The organism is Clostridium sp. TF06-15AC (genome assembly GCF_003481165.1).
Classification (GTDB): domain Bacteria; phylum Bacillota; class Clostridia; order Lachnospirales; family Lachnospiraceae; genus Otoolea; species Otoolea fessa.
Map to the genome: position 1 here is coordinate 387095 of NZ_QUKS01000001.1, position 23016 is coordinate 410110.

Below are 23016 nucleotides of genomic sequence, written 5' to 3' on the forward strand. Positions count from 1 at the left end.
TTCAGTATACCCAAATTCAGGGAAAAAAGCAACGCTTTCCTAAAATTTTCGCACGTATGTTCTACTTTCTTTTCAGATTTTCACTAAAATCCGTCTTCGTCATCCGGTCGTGTGCATCTATTTCTTGTTTCTTCCCATCGATCGCCCGGTTCAGCCATGCAAGCGCTTCCCGGATCCCGCCGCATTCATCGATCAGTCCCTCCTGGACCGCCTCCCCGCCAACCAGGACCGTTCCCAGATCTTTTGTCATCATCTCCGTATTGAGCATCAGACTCCGGAGGCGCTCATAGGAGATCTGACTGTGTCCGGACACAAAGCTTAAAATACGATCCTGAATCATTTCAAAATAATCATACGTCTGCACGGCACCGATCACCATCCCCGTCATCCGTACCGGATGTACCATCATCGTCCCGGTCGGGACAATAAAAGAGTGATCGACCGCCACTGCGAGCGGCACACCGATCGAATGGCTGTCTCCGATGACCAGTGAAACGGTCGGTTTGCTGAGCGAAGCAATCATCTCCGCCAGTGCCAGTCCACAGCTTACATCGCCGCCCACCGTGTTAATCAGGACTAAAACTCCCTCCGTCTCACCGCTCTCCTCGATCTCCGCCAGCTTAGGCAGAATATGCTCATATTTCGTCGTTTTCGTATTGCCGGACAGATTTTCATGTCCCTCTATCTCTCCGATGATCGAGATTAATTCAATGTGATTGCCATTCTTTCCCGTAATATCCGTCTGTCCATTTTCACGCTTCTGAATCGGATCCTCCTGCGCCTGTTCCCGACTTTCTCCCGCCTTATCTGCCTGCTTGTCCCACGCTTCATTTTCCCATTCCCTGTTTTCACGATTTGCCCGAATCATATTTTCCTCTTTTCTGCGCTCTTTCCATCTTACACGCGGATTCAATGTTTTTTCTCAACTGCCTAATTCATTCTTAGTATTCTGTCTTCCTATTATCTTTATTCACCGAAACCGCTTTTTATACAAACAAGGATGTGCCTTGGCACATTCGGGCGTCTCGCGCGGTCACTTGCGACATGGTTCTGCTTCGCGCGAGTGCGCATCCCCGCGGAGCGTTTTTTATTTCATAGGACACAATTTCCTATGAAACAGAAAAAAGAGAGCTGGGAAAAGCTGCCTTTTCTCCCTGCTCTCTTTCAAATAATTTTTATTGACTTTCCATGGAATTAATCGCCCAGTACATTGACGATCTTCGCCGGGGTACGGTAATTCCAGGTGGAAATCTTGATACCATCCCTTGCATTCGATGCATGGCACACGCGCCCGCCGCCGATATAGAGTGCTACATGGTTGATCGTTCCACCGCTGTTTGTGTAGAAGATCAGATCACCCGGACGCATCTGGGAAGAACTGATACTTCTTCCTGCTCCCGCCTGGGAACCCGAATGATGCGGCAGGCCGACGCCGAAGTGTGCCATAACCGACATCGTAAATCCAGAACAATCCGTACCATTTGTCAAGCTGGTACCGCCCCATACATACGGATTCCCAAGGAACTGAGTCGCGTAGTTTGCGATCTGCGCACGCTTGGAGGAGCCGCTTGAAGATGCTTTCTGGCTGCCAGAACCACCGTTACTGCTGCTCTTGCTTCCAGAGCCTCCCTTGCTGCTCGCCGCCTTGGTCTCAGGCTCCGGGGTCTCCTCAACCGGTGTAAACTCGATCGCCTCATTTAACGCATACCGGACATCGACAAATTCAGTCGCTACATAGGCACTCGTCTCATCCAGTGCAATCTGCACCCAGCCATCCTGCTGGCTCATAACCGAATACCGCTCGCTGTTGGAAATCTGCGTCCAGATCGGCGCGTCCGTGTTCGGCTCCGTACGGGCATTCAGACGGTCAGTTGATACGATCGCCATCAGCTGTGCAACCTGCAGTGCCTCCTGCTTCGCCGCATCTCCAGTCAGAATAAATTCGGATTTAACATAGCCAGTAACCGGACCGGACTTGATCTTATACCAACCGCCATCCTCGGTCGTTTCCAGAATCTCACCACCGGACTTGCTCGTCATCTTACCGATGATCTTCGCATCCTCCTTCGGCTCCACGCGGATATTTAAGTAGTTATTGACATTGGAAATACCCAGATTGTCATACATATTGAGAACCATCGTCCGCAGATCCAGCTTACGCGCTTCATTTAACGCATAGCGCACATCCACATAATCCGCTGAAATATAGCCCCCGCTGATCTGAATCCAGCCGTCCTGCTCGCTGACAATGGAATAACGCTCATTTTTCAGCGCCTGTTCCAGCACCTGCGCGTCCTCACTCGGCTCACTCCGGATATTCAGCTTGTCAGTCGTGATGACCGCCATCTTCTTGACCAGCTCAAATGCCTCTGTTTTTGCCGCCTCGCCGGTCTGTACAAATTCTGAACTGATGTAGCCCTCCAGACCGCCGGAAGATATCTGATACCAGCCTTCCTGGGAATCGTCCAGAATCTCGCACGCACTGCCGCCCATCAGTTTGCCAATGACATCGGAGGTTGTACTGGCGCTCTCACGCATATTAAGATAACCAGATACATCCACAATACCCAGATTCTGGTAGGACTCGACTACATTTTTCTTTTCTTCGTCCTCTTTTGCCTGTTCCTCATCCTCCGGCAGCGTCTCTCCGATCACGGTTTCCTGCACCTCTGCCTCGGATGCCGATGCCACCCGGGCGTTTCCAGAACCTCCGAAGGTGCCGCCCTGTGCCAGCTTCACGATGATAACCAGAGCCAGCACCACAATGACGGCACAGCCCCCGATCATGAACCAGTGCATCGGATCTTTGCCATTTCGTCTCTGACGTGCTTTCTGCAGGCGTTCTTTATAATCTTCTGTCTTTTGCTCTTCCATCTTATCCTCCCCCTATCAGTCTCCCAGCATATTGACAATCCGGTACGGATTCCGGTAATTCCAGGTAGAAATCTTGATGCCGCTTCTCCGGCTCGCCGCATGGACGATCTGACCATTGCCAATGTACATCGCCACATGGTTGACCGTTCCCTTGCGATTCGTATAGAAAATCAGATCGCCCGGACGCATCTTCGAAGAATCAATCTTCGTACCCGTCCGCGCCTGTTCCCGGGACACCCGCGGCAGGGACACGCCCGCCACATGGCTGTATACATACTTTGTAAAACCAGAACAGTCCACACCCGAATGCGGGTCATTACCGCCCCAGACATAACGGTTTCCGACAAACTGAAGCGCATAGTTGACAATCTGGGTCCGCAAGGATTCTTTTTCTTTTAATGGGGTAAATGGGATCGCCTCCGGCAATGCATAACGCACATCTACGAAATCAGTCGCCACATACGCACTCGTCGTATCGAGCGCAATCTCGACCCAGCCATCCTGCTGGCTTATAACGTCGTAACGCTCATTGTTAGAGATCTGCGTCCAGATCGGCGCATCCGTGCTCGGCTCCGTGCGGGCATTCAGGCGGTCGGTTGAAACGATCGCCATCAGTTCTGCAACCTCCATCGCCTCCTGCTTCGCCGCATCTCCTGTCAGGATATACTCCGCCTTCACATATCCAGTGACGGGACCCGACTGGATCTTATACCAGCCGCCGTCCTCGCTCGTCTCCAGAATCTCTCCGGCAGACTTGCTCGTCATCTTACCGATGATATTGCCATCCTCACTTGGCTGATCGCGCACATTCAAGTAATTATCCACACTGGAAATACCTAGATTTTTGTATAAATTCAGCACCATCGCACGCATATCCAGCTTCCGCGCCTCATTGAGTGCGTATTTGATCTCCGCATAATCCGTGGAAATATAACCGCTCGAAATCTGAATCCAGCCATTCTCCGGCTCACCCTCGACCACATAGCGCTCATTTTTCAATGCCTGACCGACAACCTCAGACTCCGTGTTCGGCTCTTTTCGGATGTTCAGGGAATCTGCCGTGATGAGCGCCCGCTTTTCAACCAGTTCCAACGCTTTTTTCTTCGCCTCATCCCCGGTCAGAACAAACTCTGAGCTGATATAACCGGAAATACCGCCAGATTCGACCTGATACCAGCCTTCGGTTGAATCATCCACGATCTCACACGCACTGTCGCCCATCAGCTTGCCGATGATGTTGCCATCCGTGCTCGCCGTCTCACGCATATTCAGATAACCAGACACCTGCACGATACCCAGATTTTTATAGGAAGCTACCACTGCTTCTTTCTCTTTGATCTCCTCTGCTCTGGACTCTTCGGATGCCTCGTCCTTCGAAAGCTCTGATGCTGTCGCCGCCCCATTCTTTGCAGTTCCGGCTCCCGCCTGACGGCTGAGCAGGGACTTGCCTGCAAACGCTGCAACTGCAAGGGCAATTACCACTCCTGCTGCTATCACTCCGAAGCGCAGGTTCTGACTCTTATCTTCGCCCTGACGCCTGCGCGAATGTCCCGCGGATTCCCGGACCGGCTTTGGTGTCTGATCCTGAGCTGGCTCTGATTCCTGACTCTGAACTGCTTCCGGCTCTTGAATCCGCTCCGCCGCTGGCACCTGTTCTGACTCCTGCGTTTCTTTTTTATTTTCTTCTTCTAACATATGGATCGCTCCTGATTTTTCTTGAAATTATGACTTAATATCTTAAACGTCTTAAACGTAATTTTTATTTTATCATATTCGTAGGGAATTGCCAAGGAAGGATGTGGAGGAAAAAATGAATTTTCTATAAATGAATTATTACAGAAGTGTTAAGTTGTAGATAAACGGTTAAGTCGTGAAAGGTGGAATTAGTTGGAAATATGGGAGGAGAATGCGCGGCTGCTTAGTCCGAAAGAATGCCCTCCGACCGCTCGCGCCGCCGGAGGGCATTCTTTCTCACTTATAGTCGTGGTTTTTAATTTGTTAACCCACTTTTCATTCCGTATATTTTTTGTCTGTTATCGGTTAATGATTTTGATAAAAGCCTTCAAATCTTATACCCCCTGCTTATTTGGCAAGCATCATACGGTCATTCGCAAATTCTTCTCCGCTTACCTTTTCAAATCTCTCTAACAGGTCTTCTACCTGCAGATTCTTCTTCTCTTCCCCTGCTACATCGTAGATAATCCGACCTTCGTGCATCATAATCAGACGGTTGCCGATCTGAATCGCATCTTTCATGTTATGGGTAACCATAAGCGCGGTCAGATTTTGTTCATCTACAATCTTTTCGGTGAGATCGAGGACTTTGCGGGCTGTTTTGGGATCGAGGGCGGCGGTGTGTTCGTCTAAAAGAAGGAGCTTTGGCTTCTGGAGGGTCGCCATCAGAAGGGTGAGCGCCTGGCGCTGTCCGCCGGAGAGTAAGCCCACTTTGCTGGTCATACGGGTCTGAAGCCCCAGATCGAGCTGTGCCAATGCCTCACGGTAGAAGTCCTTTTCATTCTTTTTGATGCCCCAGCCGAGTCCTCTGGATTTGCCGCGGCGCAGTGCCATGGCAAGGTTTTCCTGTATCTCCATATTGGCAGCGGTGCCGCGCATCGGATCCTGGAAGACTCTGCCGATATATTTAGCGCGTTTGTATTCTGGTTCCCTGGATATGTTTACACCGTCGATCTCGATTTTACCGGAATCAATCGGATATACGCCTGCGATCATATTTAACATGGTGGATTTTCCAGCACCGTTTCCGCCGATGATCGTCACGAAATCGCCCGGTGCCAGGTGCAAGTTGATACCGTTTAAGGCTTTTTTCTCATTAACAGTTCCTTTATTAAAGGTTTTCTTTACATTTGTTATCGTCAGCATTACTCCTCGCCCCCTTCTGAATAATCTTTTCTCAGCCGATATTTAGCGAGTGCTACCGGAACACAGAGTGCCAGCGCTACAATGACAGCAGAGAGCAGCTTCATGTCGTTTGCGTCCATACCCATGCGGAGTACAACCGCACGGATCACAAAGTAAATGACCGAACCGACAACCACGGAGGTCAGTTTCCAATAAAAAGAGGTCAATCGTCCCATCAGGACTTCGCCGATGACGATCGCCGCCAGACCAATGACGATCGCACCCGTACCACTTCCAACATCACCATATTTCTGGCTCTGGCAGACGAGTGCGCCGGAGAGAGCGACCAGGCCGTTGCTGACCATCAGGGATAAAAGCTTCGTCATACGAGTGTCCACGCCCAGCGCGCGCACCATATCCTCGTTGTTACCAGTTGCACGCATCGCACTTCCGATCTCGGTTCCGAAGAACCAGTAAAGAAACAGAATAGCCGCCACCGCCAGCACAATTCCAACGATCATCGATGCCTGTGCCTGGGTCATCCCGAAGGAAGCAGCCAGACCACTGATAAGTGTCTTGACTTTCAGAAGCGGCAGATTGCTCTTTCCTCCCATGATCCGGAGGTTGATCGACCAGAGGGAAATCTGGGTCAGAATTCCTGCCAGAATCGCTGGTATCTCAAATACAGTATGAAGAATACCCGTTACCGCACCAGCCACGACACCGGCTGCCACTGCAACTAAAAGTGCCAGCACCGGATTTACTCCTTTGTTGACTACCAGGACTGCACAAACGCAGGCACCCAGCGCAAAGCTTCCGTCTACCGTCATATCCGCGATATCCATCAGGCGGAATGTAATGTAAACTCCCAATACCATGATTCCCCAAAGAACGCCCTGTGCAACCGCGCCCTGCAGGGATACTAATAAACCGCTCAAACTTTTACCTCCCTGTGTTTTGTATTTTCTTCATCTGATTAACTGTAAAGACTGCCAGATCGGCATATTTATTTTATGCTTCTGATCTGACAGTCCATCTCATTTGAAGTTTAGGTCTTTCTGGTACTCTTTATTTCTCAAGTCCAGATACATCGATTCCCAGCGTCTGTGCTGTCTCTTCATTGACACTCAGCTCGCACTTGGAAGCGTCCAGATAACCGATCGGCATCTTAGAAATATCGGCGCCCTCAGTCAGGATTTTAACGGCCTGTTCACCGGTCATGTAGCCTAACTGGTAGTAATCAATACCGTAAGTAGCAAGACCGCCTGCATCTACCATGCCCTTCTCGCCGCAGATAACCGGAAGTTTATTCTCATTTGTTACCATCGTTACGGTTGCCATACCAGCTGCGATCATGTTGTCGGTTGGTGTGTATACGCAGTCTACATTGCCAACCATAGATTCTACAACGGTAGGAATCTCATTGGAATTGGAAACGGTGTAATCTTCATACTCAATACCGGCTGTGTCGAGTGCTTCTTTCGCCATATCAATCTGAAGAACGGAGTTTGCCTCCGCGCTGCAATACAGAAGTCCGACCTTCTTTACATCTGGAATAATCTGCTGCATCAGGTCAATCTGCTCTTTAACCGGAGTCAGATCAGAAGTACCCGATACGTTGCCGCCCGGAACCTCGTTGCTCTCTACCAGACCGGAAGCCGCCGGATCGGTAACGGCGCTTACAAGAATCGGAATCGAATCCGTCACACCTGCAACTGCCTGTGCTGCCGGGGTTGCGATTGCAAAAATCAAATCATCTTTATCGTTGACCAGTTTCTCTGCGATCGTCTGGCATGCAGACTGCTCGCCAGCTGCATTCTGCTGGTCGATCTCGTATTTGATGCCTGCATCGTCCAGCGCTGCCACGAAGCCCTCATTGGTCTTATCCAGTGCCACATGCTGGGTCAGCTGTAATACGCCAATCTTATAGGTCTCGCCGTCTGCTGTCTGCTCTGCCTCTTTGCTTTCTTCTCCGTCTGCGGACTCCGCTGCTGTCGTGTCCGTACTTGCTGTCTGTCCTCCGCAGGCTGCCAGGGATGCCGCCATCGCGCCAGCCAGCATCAGGGCTGCTAATTTCTTTGTCTTTCTCATAATATCATCCTCCTGAACCTTTTCAACGTATGTAACAGATTTTCCTCTTATGCATCAAACCATGATTTATTTTTCACTTTAAAGAGCTGAACTGTTACGCTTTAAAGCAATCATACTACAAACTCCAAAAAGAGTCAACCTAAAATTCCGCTATTTTATAGGGAATTCAGGTTGACTCTTTTTTATTTTGCTTCCGCGATCTGCAGTTTCACCGTAAACGTTGAACCTTTTCCGACTTCCGACTCTACCTTCACGCTTCCATGATAAAAATTCACGATATGCTTGACGATCGAAAGACCAAGCCCGGTGCCGCCCTGTTTGCGGCTGCGCCCTTTATCCACCCGGTAAAACCGCTCAAAAATACGGCTCTGGCTCTCCGCCGGGATGCCGACGCCGGTGTCGCGGACCGTCAGTATCATATCCGCGCCCCAGTGCTTGACCTGCACCCAGATTTCGCCGCCCTCGTTGTTATACTTGACCGCGTTTGTCAACAGATTGTTAAACAGCTCCTGCATCTGGCGCAGATCGGCACGAATTGTGAAATTCTCGCACTCTTTATGGACTGTGATGCCGCGCGACGCCGCCTGCGCGGCAATCGAAGACAGGCTGTCCTCCAGCAGTTCCACCGTGCGGATTGTCACAATATCTGCTTTCGCACCGCGCGATTCCAGACGGGAGATCATCAAAATATCATCCACCAGGTTCGTCATCCGCATTGCCTCTTTTTTTATGCGTCCCAGAAAATCATGTGCCGTGTCCGGATCCTGTGCCATGCCGCTTTCCAAAAGCTCGACATAACCGCGGATCGAAGTGATCGGTGTTTTCAGCTCATGCGATGCATTGCTGAAAAACTCCTGCCGGATCTGTTTTTCTTTCTCAATGCGCTCCAGATATTTCTTCATATTCCGGGACATCCGCGTCGTCGTGTCCGCGATGACATTGATCTCCTCATACGGGCATTTTTCAAACTGAAAACGCGTGTAGTCGTCATCCATCCGCACCATTTCGCTGGAAATTTCCTGCAAAGGACGCGTGATTGACTGGGAAAACCGTTCCGCCTCCATTGCCGATGCAAAAAAAGCTATTCCAAAGCTCAAAAAAGCGGCCGGAATCAACATCAGGATATATTCACCCAAACCGGTTGAACAGGCAGAAAGGCGCAGTATGTATTTGCCGTCCGATGAACGGATCGCCGCGTACGCCATCTGCATTCCTAACGTTCCAGAACGGCGCACCGAATATCCATAGCCCGTCGCCAGCGCATCCTTCACTTCCTTGCGCTCCAGATGATTTTCCATCTGATTCACCTGCGCTACTTCCGTATCAGCCACCACCGTGCCATCCATCCGGATCAGCGTATAACGGCTATTATTGTCGTTCGTAAGGTCGCTCAAATCCATCAGCTGTTCTTCCACATTCCCCGTATAATCCAACATACGGTCAACGGATTCCAATGCAAAATGCATGTCCTCCCTTGACCGTTTGAGCAATACACTGCTGGTAACCACCAGAGCGATAAATGTATTCAGAACCAGCGCCAGGAATAACAGATGAATAAATTTCGTCAAAATCGCTTTTCGCATCGTTTCATCACTTTCCCGCTTCTTTTTCCTTTAAAAACCGATAGCCCACGCCGCGCACTGTCTTGATCTGGGCTCCGGCATCATGCAGCTTCTGCCGGAGTGTCTTGATGTGCATGTCCAGCGTTCTCGTCTCCCCATCATAGTCATAGCCCCAGATATGATCGAGAAGCTCGTCGCGCGTCACCACCCGGTTGATATGTTCCATGAGATATGTTAAAAGTTCAAATTCTTTGAGCGTCAGCTCCGTCCGGTCGCCGCAGGCAATCACCTCCCGCGTCTCCCGGTTGATGCTGACTTCACCGATCGTCAGGCTGGAAACCTCCTCTTTTGCAGGTTCCACCCGCTTTAAAAGGTTTCTGACGCGCGCCGAAAGCTCCAGAATACCGAACGGTTTCGTCATGTAGTCGTCAGCACCGTTGTCAAGTCCCTGTACAATATCCATCTCACGATCCTTTGCCGTCAGCATCAGGACCGGGGCTGCGGAAAAGTCCGGCATCTCCCGGATTTTGCGGATCGCCGCCATGCCGTCCATCCCCGGCAGCATCCAGTCGAATACAAACATCGCCGGATACTCCCGCTGCGCCTCCCCGCCTCTCCGGAGCAGGGCCGAGAGGTTGTCAAGCGCTTCCTCTGCCGTCTCAAATCCGCTGGCGCAGTAACCGAAGTTTTCCAGTGCCACGCAGATCAGATTCCGGATATTTTCATCATCCTCAATCACATATATCCGATATTTCATTACTGCATCTCTTCCTTTACGTAGCCAGCTACATTCTTGGCATGATCCGCGATTCTCTCATAATTTGCCAGTGCATCCAGGAAGATAACACCGCCCTCAATCTTGCATTCTCCATTGGAAAGACGATTCATATGGCTCTCGCGCATCTCCTCTTCCATATTGTCAACCTCTTCCTCCCAGCGGGCAGTCTGACGTACTTTCTGCATGTCATGCGCCTGACGTGCCTCCACGGACGCCTCGACCGATTTAAGCGTTGCATCTGCAATCGTCCGCAGCTCTTTCAGCGCCAGATCCGAGAAATCAATATTCACATTCTCAATCCGCTTCTTAGCAAGCTCTGCCAGGTTTTCACAGTGGTCACCGACACGTTCAAGATCACCGATTGTATAATACATATTCTTAACGAGAAGATGCTGTTCATCATTCAAGGAGAGGTTGTTGATCTTTAAGAGATATTCGGTCAGCATTTTCTCCATGCGGTCGATCGTCTCTTCATTTTCAAATACCTGTTCACAAAAATTATCATCTGCATCTACTAAGGCTGCTGTCGCTATTTTTAAGTTGGCAACCGCTACCTTACCCATGTTGACAACCTCGTTGCACGCCGTCTCAATCGCAAAGGACGGAGTTTCGAGGATACGGTCGTCTAAGTGACGGATCATCTCGGTCTCGACACTGTTTGCCGACCACTCTTTCTCTGTCTCCTTCGGCTTCGGAACAATCACATCCGATGCCTTTACCAGGAAACCGGCAAACGGGAACATAATGCAGGTGTTGACAACGTTAAATATCGTATGGAAAATCGAAATTCCCACACTGTCCGCACGCGTCATCGCAAGCTCCGGATTCATCATAAACACGATGTATAAAGCGACGCCAAATACAACTGCACCCGTCACATTGAACAGAAGGTGAATGACCGCCGCACGCTTTGCCGTACGGGTCGTACCGATACAGGATAACAGCGCGGTCGCACAGGTACCGATGTTCTGTCCCAATGTAATAAAGACTGCTGACTGCCAGTTTACCATGCCGTTGATCGCCAGCATCTGTAAAATACCGACGGACGCGGAACTACTCTGGATGATTGCGGTAACTGCCAGACCGACTAAAATACCTAAAAGTGGATTCTGTCCCAGTACCCGGAAGGACTCGGAGAAGATCGGCGCATCCCGGTACGGCTCAATCGAACCGGACATGAAAGAAAGACCGATAAACAGGAGTGCAAAACCGATCAGGACTTCGGCACCCTCTTTTTTCTTGTGGCTCTTCGCAAACATCGTGATGAATGCGCCGATACCGAAGAGAACCGGTGCAAAGAACTCTGGCTTTAACACCTCGCCCCACTCACTCATCGACACAATCCAGCTCGTCACAGTCGTACCAATGTTGGCACCCATGATGATGCCGGTCGCCTGCAGAAGATTGATAATTCCGGCATTTACGAAACCAACGACCATAACCGTCGTCGCGGAACTACTCTGGATGATCGCGGTAACGCCCGCGCCCACCAGCACGCCCAGCAAGCGGTTCGAAGTCAGGATCTCAAGCACACGTTGTAAACGGTTGCCCGCAAACTTCTGCAGACCATCCGCCATCGACTCCATTCCATACAGGAACATTCCCAGTCCTCCAATGAACTGAAAGAGTGTTCCCAAAGTACTAATAGACATACATATTCTCCCATCATCTTTTGATCTTTACACATAGTATGTCTTCACTATATCAAATAAATGTAAAAATAACCAGCAGGAAATGTAAAATCTGTGTAAAATTTGATATTCGCAACACTGTACTGCCTGAATGAAAGGATGGTTACAGGACAGCCCGGTACCAATCCTATAGTGCCGGGTTGCGAAAGCCGCCTTCCACAAACCGCCCGCTCGCAAACATCGCCTGAACAGCAGCCCGGTAGTCAGACAGCTTCTGTGCCTTCTTAATCCTCTTCAATTCTTTTTCACATCCCGGAAAATGGCACTGGAAATAGTACCAGAGTTCCTTCATTTTAAACAAAGTATTCCGGTCGCCGGACATGATTTCTGCATAACCGGTCAGGAGGCGATCGTGGAACTGCTGGAAAGATTGGAGATGATTCGAGGATGGCAGATTCCGCACCTCTCCAAAAATCCACGGGCTCGCAACCGCACCGCGCCCAAACATCAGTGCGGCTAATTTCATTTTTTTCTGCGTTTTACCGCTATCAGATGCTTCATCTTGTCCTACAATTTCTTTCATAAGTGCAGACGCATCCGCCGCCGAAAAAAGATTTCCATTATAGCTGACCGGGCAGCGGCTCTGCTCCAGCGCATACGCAAATGACTCCATCCGTATTTTCCCCTTATAATAGTCCTCGCGCACTCTCGGGTGTACAATCAGTTCTTCCAGCGGATAATGATTATAGATTGCGAGCAGGCGTGGAAATTCAGACGCTTCTTTCATGCCGATCCGGGTTTTGATCGACAAACGCACCGGCTTTCCATCCGCAGCGTGGATTTTTTCCAATCCGTTGCAGACTTCCTCCAGAAACAAGCTCAAATCTTCCGGCTCGGCTAAAAATCCCGCGCCCTTTTTCTTCGTAACCACCGTCCCCGACGGACAGCCCAGGTTCAGATTAACCGTCCTATATCCATACTCCGCCAGTTCCTCGCAAACCCACAGAAAATCTTCCGCCGAATGCGTCAGAATCTGCGGGATCAGGCATAATCCCTGATTATGCTCTGTAAGAATATCGTTCCTCTCCCTGGATGTCAGCTTATGGCTGGAACCTGGTGCAATGAACGGACTGTAATACCGGTCAACGCCCCCATAAATGACTGCATGCGCCTGCCGGAATACGTATCCCGTGATTCCCTCCATTGGTGCAAAATCTAATTTTACACTCCTTGCATCGTTCGCGCTTATACGATTCTCGCCCACTTTTAATGCCTCTGGCTGAATCATTTTCTTCACGCTTCATTTCCTCCCAGTGATATGATATAGATCGGATTCTGCCCTTTCATCAAATGACTGGAACCAATCTTCTCCGCTTTTGCAATCTGCATGGACAGAATCTCCGCCTCTATCCCGCGCTCTTTCAGGTAACTCATAAGCACTGTCAGAGACTCCAGCGCAATCAGGTTGATCACAATTCGGATATCTGGGTTCAAGCGGAACAATTCATCCAGAATCTCGCGCATCTGTCCGGTTGTTCCCCCGATAAATGCCCGATCCGGTCGGTGAACACTTACCTGTGCAAATGTCTCCGGCGCCTTTCCCGGCACGATCGTGACCGCCTCTGTTCTGGCTTTCTCACAATTTGCCCGGATCAGATCAACCGCCTCTTCCTTATATTCAAACGCACACACATGAATCCCCGGACAGCTTACCGCCGCTTCCACACTGACAGAACCCGTTCCCGCGCCAATGTCCCAGAACTCACAGTCCTCATACAATTCCAGCTTGGACAATGACACGGTCCGCACCTCACTCTTCGTCATCGGGACCTTGCCCCGGATAAACCATTCATCTCGCATTTGGTACTCCCCATTTTCTAAATTCTCATATAAATTCACTCAATTGGTATATTTTTGCTGACTCCCTTTGGCACATTCATCCAGCCATTTTCGCAAAAAATCTGGACAGGATGCATAATAGAGATGCGGAAATCCGCCAATCTGTCCTCCCTTTTCATGGATGCAGCGCCAGCTTCGGTTTCCGGTCGGTTTGACTGCCTCCCAGTCGGTGCCCGGATCTTCGCTCTCCCAGTAATGGAACTCATGCCCGTGAATTTCCTGACCGGATGAGGTCAGCAGACGCACATAGCCAAACCGGCGCAGGCGGTTCGTCCGGTAAGCGTCAAATGGATAAACGCCAGCCATTTCCCAGTGTTTTCCATCGCTTCCTTCAAGAGTACGGTGTAAATATAAAAATCCACCGCATTCCGCCAGAAACGGCATTCCCGCCGCAATCGACCGCCGGATACTCTCACGCATCGCCGCGTTCTTTGCCAGCTCCCGTGCATAATTCTCCGGATAACCGCCGCCAAATAAAAGCCCATCCACTCTGTCCGGGATTTTTTTATCCCTCAGTGGACTGAAATAAACCAGCTCCGCCCCCATCTGTTCCAGAAGGCGGAAATTTTCCTGATAGTAGAAGCAGAATGCCTCGTCACGGGCAACACCGATGCGGACGCGCGAGGTGACTTTTTGCTCTTGACATGCTGGGAATTTCGCTATACTTTCCGCCTCCATTGATTCGTTTTCTGCTTTTTCTTTCTCTTTGTTTTCTATCCTCAATGGAAGCATCCCTGCCACTTCCAGCACCCGCTCCACCGCGATCGACTTTTCCATCTGATCTGCCAATCGCCCGATCCGCTCGCGCAGCCGATCGATCTCGCCCGGCAGAAAAAGTCCCAGATGGCGGCTTTCCATGCGGTATTCCTCGGATTCCGGCAGATAACCAAGCACCGGAAGCCCCGACGCCTCTTCCACGGCTGCCGCCAGCCGCTCATAATACATCGAAGAAACCCGGTTCAAAATCACTCCGGCAATATGGCTTTTTTTCCGGAAATGTAAAAATCCAGATGCCATTGCTGCCGCCGACAACGATGCGCCCTTACAGTCCAGCACCAGAATCGCCGGCGTGTCTGTGATCTCTGCAATCTCCCAGCTGCTGGCGGACGTTTCTGTTCCGCCCAAGCCGTCATAATAGCCCATGACACCCTCTAAAACTGCGATTCCCGCCTGTTCTTCCCGCACTGCATCCACCAAAACCTTCCGCACGCCTTCCGCTGGCATAAAAAAGCTATCGAGATTTCGCCCAGGAATGCCGAGCACATAGCGGTGAAACATTGGATCGATATAGTCCGGTCCACATTTGCACGCGATCGGATTCAGACCGCGGCGGCGAAGGACTTCAAGCAGCCCGCAAGTCAGAAGGGTTTTTCCACTGCCGCTTTTGGGGGCGGCAAGCATGATACGTGGAAATACTCCGACAGAATCTGCAGAAAGCAAACGTTTATCTTCTTGTTCAAACCTTTTCAGCTGCTTTACATTCTTTATTTCATCCGTGACTTCCAGCAGTATCAAGCTCAAATCCGCAAATTCCAATTTTTTCATTTCTTCCGCGGTCCCGCTCCGGATCTGCTCTTCCGGGTACGATAAGTTTTCACCAACCGTCACCTGTACATTTCCATATCCCGCCTGTGTCAGACGTTCACAAAACTGTCCAGCTCCATTTTTGCCGCCCATGAGGATAAACGCACGCTTAGCCGGTTCTTCTGGATCACACAGACGTTTCATCACCCGATCGACAGACAATTCTCTTCCATGTGCGGAATAAATCGCCGCATCTTCCCAGTGCGTCCCCAGGCGTGCCGCCAGATAACTGACACAGGATGTACCCGGATAGACGGTAAATGGATAACCAGCTTCCCGCAACCGCTCTGCCATCCTGGATGCCCCGCTGAAAAAGCCGGTATCACCCGAATACAGGATGACCGCCTTCTTCCATTCCGGATGCTTCGATACAATCTGTATCACATCGTCAGGAAGATATGCTTTATAGCACTTCGTTTCTTTTTCCACCGCAGCCGCTGATTCCTGTCTGTTTTCAGCTTTTCCTTCCTTGCTAATCAGCAAATCATTCTGCAGCGCTCTCTCCGCGGATTCCAGCATACGCCCCGCGCCAATCAAGGCGTCACTCTCTCGAATTGCCCGAAGGACTTCCCCTGTCATCTGGGACGGCTGTCCCATGCCAATTCCCGCCAGAATCAAATGTGTTTTTAACTCTCCAACCTTCCCCTCATCCGCCTTCTTCAGCACCTCCATCGCCTCTTCCAGCGAAATGCCATTCTCCTCCGGTCTGCGGATCACAACCACTCTGGTTCCATTTTCACGCGCCGCTTCTACCTTTTCCTGAAATCCGCCCGCACGCCCGGAATCTTTCGTCAATAGCCACTCCGCTTTTGTCTGTCGGAGAAATAGCGTATTCATTTCGGTGGAAAAAGGTCCCTGCATCGCAATCAGATGGCTGCCAGTTATCCCCAATTTTTCACATTTCTTCAAAACATTCGAAGTTGGAAGCACTCTCGCATACACCCGTTTTTGATAATCTGGTATCTGGCACAGGGCTTCCAGTTCTTTGCTGCCAGTTGTGGCAAAAATCACGCCGGAAACAGAAGAAAGAAATGACACTGCCTCCTGAATGGAATCAACCTCGACCCAATCACGTGCTTTGTTTTGTTCGCCCTCTGCGCGCAGGCACCGTTCCAGGCGGACACCAGTCCGTCCGCACGCTTCCTGGATTTCTTCTGAAACAAGTCTGGCATGCGGATGGGTTGCATCGATCACAAGATGAATCCCCTGGTTTCGGATAAATTCTTCCATCTGGTAACGATCCATCCGTCCACGTAAGACTTTTATCACTGAGGATGCCTGAACCGTTTTCAAGTTTTTCTTTGCAAGGCAAGTATTATGGTTCAAATCTGGATTCCCTGCATTCCCAGACTCCATCAGCTCCTCCTGCAAAAGCTCTTCTCCATACTCCGAAGCCACGCTGACCCACGCCTCAATCTTTTCCCGGCTGCAATATTCCGCCAGCAGGCGCCCTTCTGTCGTTCCTCCAAATATCCATATTTTACACATCGCGGTATCCCCTCGGTGTCACCAGACATCCACTTAACATCTGCGTTTCCTTATTTCCAATAAATACGGTCGTAAACATATCCACCGGTGTCTTTTCCAGTTCTGCCAGTGTCAGAAGGTGCACCGCCTCGCCCTCGCGGCCAATATTCTGTACATATCCGCAGGCAGTCTCACCACTTTTATACTCTAAAAGAATCCGGCAGGCACGCTCCAGATAATCGTGGCGTTTCCGGCTGGATGGATTGTAGAGGCAGATAATAAAATCCGCTTCCGCCGCTGCACGCAGCCTTTTTTCGATCACTTCCATCGGCGTCAGAAGGTCACTCAGGCTGATCACCGCAAAATCATGTCCCAACGGTGCACCGAGAATGGCTCCGCCTCCCAGCGCTGCCGTCACTCCTGGAATTACTTCCACGTTCACATCCGGGTACGCCTCTGCCATCTGCAGCACCAGCCCCGCCATGCCATAGACGCCGCTGTCCCCACTGCAGATCATTGCTGTTTTCCGACCATCCTGCGCCGCTTTTAATGCCATCTCACAGCGTTCCTTTTCCTGGCGCATCGGCGTTGTCAGAAATTCCGCCTGTGGATAAAATTCTTTTACCAGGTCCACGTATACCGTATAACCGATGATCACCTGGCTTTCCCGTAAAATGCGGTCTGCCCGGACCGTCATCTGTTCTCTCGCCCCCGGTCCAATTCCGATCACGTATAATTTTTTTTCTTCCACTGCTGCCTCCTTACTTGCTCCGATGCCGGAACCGCTACTGCTGCCGTCACACCGTTAAACGCCATTTTCTGTACTCTCAGATCGATCGCAGGCAGATTTTTCTCATCCATCTCCCGTTCCCGGTAAATCCGGCGCACCCCCATGACGGCTGCACGCTCACAAACATTTCCTACCCCTACTGTCTTCCGCACAAACGGCGATTCTGCAAACTTCGTACCGGCACTCTCCAGCTCTTCCGGGGTAAAACTCCACAGTTCCACATCCCACTCCTTCGCAAGCGCCAGAAATGCCATCTCATTTTTCTTCCGATCCACCGTTGCAATCGCCCGCACCGCACTTTTATCAATCATCGCCCGAGAAAGTGCCACTCTTGCCATCTCCCGGACAGCATTCAGGGACGAATCCCGGCGGCATCCCATTCCAAGAACAACCGTTCGCGGATACAGTCGCAGAAGTTCCGGCGTACCTGATTCATTTTCCGGCTCATAACTTTGCTCTTTCTTCTGCTTACTTTTCTGCCCAAGCGATCCTATATCGGATTTTCCGACAGACATATCTATCTCAGCCGCCTTCGCCGAATCGCCGGTTTCCACTGCCACTACCGCCGCAGCTTTGGCTGCATCCCGCTGTTCCTTCTTCTCCTGCAGCCCAATCACCATATCCCGGCGCACCAGAGACGCTGGGGCATTTTTCGGGCATCCGCCCTGTTTCAACGTCACATAGATGTTTTCCTTCTGCCATACGCCCGGAGTAATCTCTGCCGGAACGATTCCATCTACTGGATAATCACTGAAAAAGCCAATTTTTTCACCGCGCAGCTCCGCCGCAGAGATTTGTTTCGCCAGTTCCCGGTCACTGATCACCAGCTCATTTTCCGCTGCAAATACATCAACTGCAAATGCCTGCCGCAGATCCGTTGCCGTCGTAATTACCGGTTCTGCCCCCAGAATCTGCGCCGCTGCCTCTGCCAGTTCATTGCATCCGCCCACATGTCCAGACAAAATCGGGATCGCATAACGTCCCTGCTCATCGATCACCAGCACCGCCGGATCTTTCAGCTTATCCTGCACCCACGGCGCAATCAAACGGACTGCAATCCCCGCCGCCCCGACAAACAAAATTGCTTCCTTCTCCTGAAATGCTTCCTTGACCACCTGTTTCAGCGGTTTCGAATGTTCGGATCCTGTATAATCTAAAAAGTCAAACGCCTCTTCCATATGCTGGCTTAATTTCTCCAGCAGGCGTGTCGCCGTTTCTTTTCCCTGTGCAGTAAAGCAAATGCAGATACCGTTCCTGACCCGAAGTTTCAACTGCTCCATTTATAACAATCCCTTTCTATTACTCATATACAAAACCATCCGTCCCCTGACGGAATTCAGTTGTGAATTCTGGCGCATATAAACGTGAGCGCTCGTATCCCGCCTGGGCAGTCACATCCCCGACGATAATCAGAGCTGTTTTTTTGATATTTTCCTGCTCTGCCGCCTCTGCAAGCGTGGCAACCGTGCAGACAACCCGCTTTTCATCCGGCCAGGTCGCTTTGTACACGATCGCCGCTGGCGTGTCCGCCTCATATCCGCCCTTTATCAGCTCTTCCGAAAGCTTCTTCAGCATTCCCGTGCTTAAAAATATAACCATAGTCGCATGATGCGCTGCAAACGACGCGATGCTCTCCCGCTCCGGCACCGGTGTCCGCCCCGCCATCCGGGTGATAATCACGCTCTGTGAAACGCCCGGCAAGGTATATTCCAGATTCAATGCAGATGCCGCGCCGCAGAAAGAGCTGACGCCCGGGCATACCTTATAAGAGATATTTAACTTGTCCAGCTCGTCCATCTGTTCCCGGATCGCACCATACACGCAGGGGTCGCCCGTGTGAAGCCGCACCGTCATCTTACCCTTCGATTCCGCTTCTTGGATCTTTTCGACCACTTCTTCCAGCGTCATTTTCGCACTGTCATAGACAACGGCTGATTCTTTTTTATAATCCAAAAGCTCTGGATTGACCAGAGAACCTGCGTAAATAATCTGGTCTGCCTGATTCAAAAGGCGTGCTCCCCGCACTGTGATTAAATCTGGCGCTCCCGAACCTGCTCCGACGAAATATACCATATATGTGATTTCTCCTTTTTTATTTAATATTCGAATCTCAACTTTTCGTAATTTATGATTCTTCTATTTATCATTACTTCCATGCCTCTCTCCATCTCCAGCAGCTCCCGCACATACGCATCCGCCCCAGCTGTCCGCGCCATCAGTCCATAATTGCTCGAAAATAGCATTACCTCTGTCTGAACGCCGCTCTCTTCTTCCAATACCGCTTTGACCTGATTCGCCACCTGCTCCATGACCTGTTTCAGATATCCATGTTCATATAGGAAATCTGCCGCTTCCTCAGTCGTATTCATCGGCAGCAGGGCATCTGCCTCCGGAAATCCAACGGTCCGCGCGCATGCAGACAAAATCTCCATCCGCCTGTCACCATACCGGGAATGTGTATTCATCACACCACCTGCCACTTTGACCAGTTTTCCAACATGCCCTGCCAAAAGCGCCTGGTGAATTCCTTCCTGTGAAAGCATTTTAAAGCTGGTCCCGATAAAATTACTGCACTTGATGAAATTTTCCATCGAAAGCCCGGTTTCTTCTTTTAAAAATCGTTCTCCATAATTGCCTGGCGCCACTGCCAACAGCGAAACATCCTCCTGGGCGTGCACCCGGATATCCAGCCGGATCGTCTCAACCAATGCCGCCTCACTCATCGGGTTCACAATCCCAGTTGTTCCAAGCACCGAGATACCACCGATGATCCCCAGATGCGGGTTAAACGTTTTCTCCGCCAGCTCCCGCCCGGAAGGGATAGAAATCTCAATCCGCAAAGGTAACTCCGGCATGCCCGCCTCCCGGCGTGCCAGAGCCGCCTCCCGGAAAATAGCCGTCCGCGGTACCGGGTTGATCGCGTAATGCCCCACCGGACACGAAAGACCGTCCCGCGTCACCATGCCGATGCCCTCGCCGCCGGTTACCTCAATTCCCGGATACGCCGGGTCTGTGTAACCGCTTTCAGTTATGCTATCATGACAAGCCAGGACGGCCCGTGCACAAACCAATGTCCCATTCGTCACATCCGGATCGTCACCGGAGTCCTTCTGTACACCGCATACTGCGCTATCTTCCTCCCTCTCTGCCCGGACAATCGGCAGAATCGCCCGAACGCCGGAAGGTGTCACTGTCTCTGCCGCCGCAGGTGCTTCCCCTGTGCAGAGAAACAACACCGCCGCCCGCGTACACGCCGCCGCGCAGGTTCCGGTCGTAAATCCGGTTCGAAGTTCCTTTTTTTCATCTGTCTGTTTCTTTTCCGTCTCCATCTGCCTCCCTGTATGCCATTTTCTGCCTGAGGATTCTTCTGTCCATTATAGGAGATTTACACCCGACTTTCAACTTATTACTATTTATCTTTATTTAAAATTCCAGTAACAATCCCTCATTTTCCCCTTGCACTTTCCTCAACTGTGCGGTACAATACGGAATATAAATAAGTAGATTTAATTACATATTCAAGAAATAGTTATTATAAACGTGCAAGGACAGCTAACATGTAAATATAAAAAACCGGAAAGATCTTCTCTTTCCGGCATTTTAAGTCTCACACACTTTAAAACAATACAGTTTTAAACAACAACGTGAAACATTATTTGGTACGGACAACCAGATGGGCATTGACATACTCCCAGGAGTATGTGCCCGCTTTGCCGCCGTCCTCAATGAAAAATGGAGTTACCATCTTGTAGCCTTCATCCATCATCATGGTTGCAGCTTCCAGACATGATTCCTCTTCGTTTTCAAAATCAACATTAATGCATGGATTCTCTTCCATGGAAGGATTGTCCTCATTCGGATCTAAATGTGCAATTGCGTACTGCATATGAATTCTCCTTTTCCTTATGATACTGAGAGTCTGAAAACTCCCTGCCACTCATTATAACTATCTTTCAATCAAGCGTCAAGCACCTGCGGGCGCACCTTTACTATATAAAATTTTGGGGTGAAAACATGAACACAATTATCAATTTAATCGAAAAAACCTACTATTTCCTCTGGGGTGACTGGATTCATCTGCCGCTTCCTGGCGGAACAACCATCAACCTGCCGCTTCTGGTTCTTCTGCTCGTCCCGACCGGTATCTTCTGTACTATCCAAACGCGGTTCCTGCAGATCCGGATGCTTCCGGATATGCTGCGTGCGCTGCTGGAAAAGGCCGAAACCGGACACAAAGGTGGCTCTCTCTCCGCACTCCAGGCACTGATCGTGTCAACTGCGACCCGCGTTGGTATGGGAAATCTTGTCGGTATCGTTGCCGCTCTCTCCGCCGGAGGCGCCGGTGCGTTGTTCTGGATGTGGGTAACCGCGCTGCTCGGTTCGGCAACCGCTTTCATCGAGGCGACCTTAGCCCAGCTTCACAAACAGCCGGATCCGCTCTACGGCGGTTACCGCGGCGGTCCTGCTTACTACATTCACGACTGGATCAACAGCAAACGCCAGAAGCAGGGAACGCCGGTTTCGAAGAAAAACCTTCTCTCCGTACTGTTTGCGCTCTCCGGTCTGATCTGCTGGTGCGGTATCAGCCAGGTCATCAGTAATTCCGTGACCTCTTCTTTTAAGAATGCTTTCGGCATCCCGCCGATCTACTCATGCCTGTTTTTAGTTCTCCTTGCGGCAGTCATCATTCTTCGGAAAAATGCCTCCGTCAGGGTTCTGGATCTGCTGGTTCCGATCATGGCAGGCATTTACATTATCCTGACCCTGTTTTTAATTATCGTGAACTTCCGCCAGCTTCCAGGCGTTTTTGCCCGCGTTTTTGAGGAAGCACTCGGTCTGCGCCAGGCAATCGCAGGCGGCTTCGGCGCCGTATTGATGAACGGTGTCAAACGGGGACTTTTCTCCAATGAAGCAGGAAGCGGTTCCGCCCCGTGTGCGGCAGCGACGGCAGAAACCTCCCATCCTGCCAAAGTCGGACTGATGCAGGCGATGGGCGTTTTCATCGACACGCTTCTCTGCACCTGTACAGCCATGATCATGCTGCTGGTCCCGGCTGATAAAATCTCCGGTCTGGAGGGCATGGATCTGCTGCAGGCGGCGATGAGCTGGCATTTCGGGGAATTAGGCGTCATTTTCATAGCCGTAATCCTGTGGCTGTTCAGTTTCACTACCTTCATCGGCATCCTCTTCTACGCCCGCTCCAATGTGAGCTACCTCTTCGGAGACACCTGGGCCGCCCAGACGGCGTACAAGATTCTCGCCCTGATCATGATGTTTGTCGGCGGACTGACCGCCTACACCTTTGTCTGGGATCTCGGTGATGTCGGTGTCGGTCTGATGACCGTCTTCAACTTGATCGCGCTGATTCCGATGTCGAAAGAAGCGCTTGTAAGCCTGCGGGATTATGAGGCAAAATATAAGAAATCATAGCCACTTTATTTCGAAATAAAAAGGGCGTGTGAAAAAACGAGAGTTTTTTCA

Annotated in this window: 18 protein-coding genes; 1 reads left to right on the forward strand and 17 read right to left on the reverse strand. The window is 50.7% G+C overall.

Annotated features, from left to right (window positions below; genetic code table 11):
* Nucleotides 1-61 precede the first annotated feature (61 nt).
* The 17 genes from DXC57_RS01750 to DXC57_RS01830 all read right to left on the reverse strand — a co-directional run bounded on the left by DXC57_RS01750 (nucleotide 62) and on the right by DXC57_RS01830 (nucleotide 21421).
* On the reverse strand, nucleotides 62-868 hold the full coding sequence (locus tag DXC57_RS01750; RefSeq protein ID WP_106999969.1) for an ATP-dependent Clp protease proteolytic subunit: 807 nt from the start codon (nucleotides 866-868) through the stop codon (nucleotides 62-64).
* 326 nt (nucleotides 869-1194) lie between these two features.
* Nucleotides 1195-2874: an SH3 domain-containing protein gene (locus DXC57_RS01755; protein WP_118650904.1), complete on the reverse strand. Its 1680-nt coding sequence runs from the start codon at nucleotides 2872-2874 to the stop codon at nucleotides 1195-1197.
* 15 nt (nucleotides 2875-2889) lie between these two features.
* Nucleotides 2890-4569 (reverse strand): C40 family peptidase, encoded by a 1680-nt coding sequence (locus DXC57_RS01760; RefSeq protein ID WP_118650906.1) that lies wholly within the window; start codon nucleotides 4567-4569, stop codon nucleotides 2890-2892.
* 387 nt (nucleotides 4570-4956) lie between these two features.
* Nucleotides 4957-5754: an ABC transporter ATP-binding protein gene (locus DXC57_RS01765; protein ID WP_117795542.1), complete on the reverse strand. Its 798-nt coding sequence runs from the start codon at nucleotides 5752-5754 to the stop codon at nucleotides 4957-4959.
* Nucleotides 5754-6671 (reverse strand): ABC transporter permease, encoded by a 918-nt coding sequence (locus tag DXC57_RS01770; RefSeq protein ID WP_118628495.1) that lies wholly within the window; start codon nucleotides 6669-6671, stop codon nucleotides 5754-5756. Before DXC57_RS01770 ends, DXC57_RS01765 begins: the two co-directional genes overlap by 1 nt.
* A gap of 130 nt (nucleotides 6672-6801) precedes the next feature.
* Nucleotides 6802-7824 (reverse strand): ABC transporter substrate-binding protein, encoded by a 1023-nt coding sequence (locus tag DXC57_RS01775; protein WP_106999973.1) that lies wholly within the window; start codon nucleotides 7822-7824, stop codon nucleotides 6802-6804.
* A 182-nt stretch (nucleotides 7825-8006) separates the two neighbouring features.
* Nucleotides 8007-9407: an ATP-binding protein gene (locus DXC57_RS01780; protein WP_117795546.1), complete on the reverse strand. Its 1401-nt coding sequence runs from the start codon at nucleotides 9405-9407 to the stop codon at nucleotides 8007-8009.
* A 7-nt stretch (nucleotides 9408-9414) separates the two neighbouring features.
* Nucleotides 9415-10143, reverse strand: coding sequence for a response regulator transcription factor (locus DXC57_RS01785; protein WP_118650908.1), 729 nt, complete (start codon nucleotides 10141-10143; stop codon nucleotides 9415-9417).
* Nucleotides 10143-11816 (reverse strand): Na/Pi cotransporter family protein, encoded by a 1674-nt coding sequence (locus DXC57_RS01790; protein WP_022358706.1) that lies wholly within the window; start codon nucleotides 11814-11816, stop codon nucleotides 10143-10145. Before DXC57_RS01790 ends, DXC57_RS01785 begins: the two co-directional genes overlap by 1 nt.
* A gap of 166 nt (nucleotides 11817-11982) precedes the next feature.
* Nucleotides 11983-13083: a tRNA-dihydrouridine synthase family protein gene (locus tag DXC57_RS01795; RefSeq protein ID WP_118651322.1), complete on the reverse strand. Its 1101-nt coding sequence runs from the start codon at nucleotides 13081-13083 to the stop codon at nucleotides 11983-11985.
* 5 nt (nucleotides 13084-13088) lie between these two features.
* On the reverse strand, nucleotides 13089-13655 hold the full coding sequence (gene cbiT, locus DXC57_RS01800) for a precorrin-6Y C5,15-methyltransferase (decarboxylating) subunit CbiT (protein ID WP_106999977.1): 567 nt from the start codon (nucleotides 13653-13655) through the stop codon (nucleotides 13089-13091).
* A gap of 39 nt (nucleotides 13656-13694) precedes the next feature.
* Nucleotides 13695-16766: a cobyrinate a,c-diamide synthase gene (locus tag DXC57_RS01805; protein WP_118650910.1), complete on the reverse strand. Its 3072-nt coding sequence runs from the start codon at nucleotides 16764-16766 to the stop codon at nucleotides 13695-13697.
* Nucleotides 16759-17442, reverse strand: a complete 684-nt coding sequence (gene cobJ, locus DXC57_RS01810; protein WP_118472708.1) for a precorrin-3B C(17)-methyltransferase — start codon at nucleotides 17440-17442, stop codon at nucleotides 16759-16761. Before cobJ ends, DXC57_RS01805 begins: the two co-directional genes overlap by 8 nt.
* Nucleotides 17443-17471: 29 nt before the next feature.
* Nucleotides 17472-18815 (reverse strand): cobalamin biosynthesis protein, encoded by a 1344-nt coding sequence (locus DXC57_RS01815; RefSeq protein ID WP_118650912.1) that lies wholly within the window; start codon nucleotides 18813-18815, stop codon nucleotides 17472-17474.
* A 19-nt stretch (nucleotides 18816-18834) separates the two neighbouring features.
* Nucleotides 18835-19608, reverse strand: a complete 774-nt coding sequence (gene cobM / locus DXC57_RS01820; RefSeq protein ID WP_118650914.1) for a precorrin-4 C(11)-methyltransferase — start codon at nucleotides 19606-19608, stop codon at nucleotides 18835-18837.
* Nucleotides 19609-19631: 23 nt separating this feature from the next.
* On the reverse strand, nucleotides 19632-20864 hold the full coding sequence (cbiD, locus tag DXC57_RS01825; protein ID WP_118650916.1) for a cobalt-precorrin-5B (C(1))-methyltransferase CbiD: 1233 nt from the start codon (nucleotides 20862-20864) through the stop codon (nucleotides 19632-19634).
* Between the two features lie 323 nt (nucleotides 20865-21187).
* Nucleotides 21188-21421, reverse strand: coding sequence for a hypothetical protein (locus tag DXC57_RS01830; RefSeq protein WP_022358715.1), 234 nt, complete (start codon nucleotides 21419-21421; stop codon nucleotides 21188-21190).
* A 128-nt stretch (nucleotides 21422-21549) separates the two neighbouring features.
* Here DXC57_RS01830 and DXC57_RS01835 point away from each other — a divergent pair, with 128 nt between their 5' ends.
* Nucleotides 21550-22965: an alanine/glycine:cation symporter family protein gene (locus DXC57_RS01835; RefSeq protein ID WP_118650918.1), complete on the forward strand. Its 1416-nt coding sequence runs from the start codon at nucleotides 21550-21552 to the stop codon at nucleotides 22963-22965.
* The last annotated feature ends 51 nt before the right edge of the window (nucleotides 22966-23016 follow it).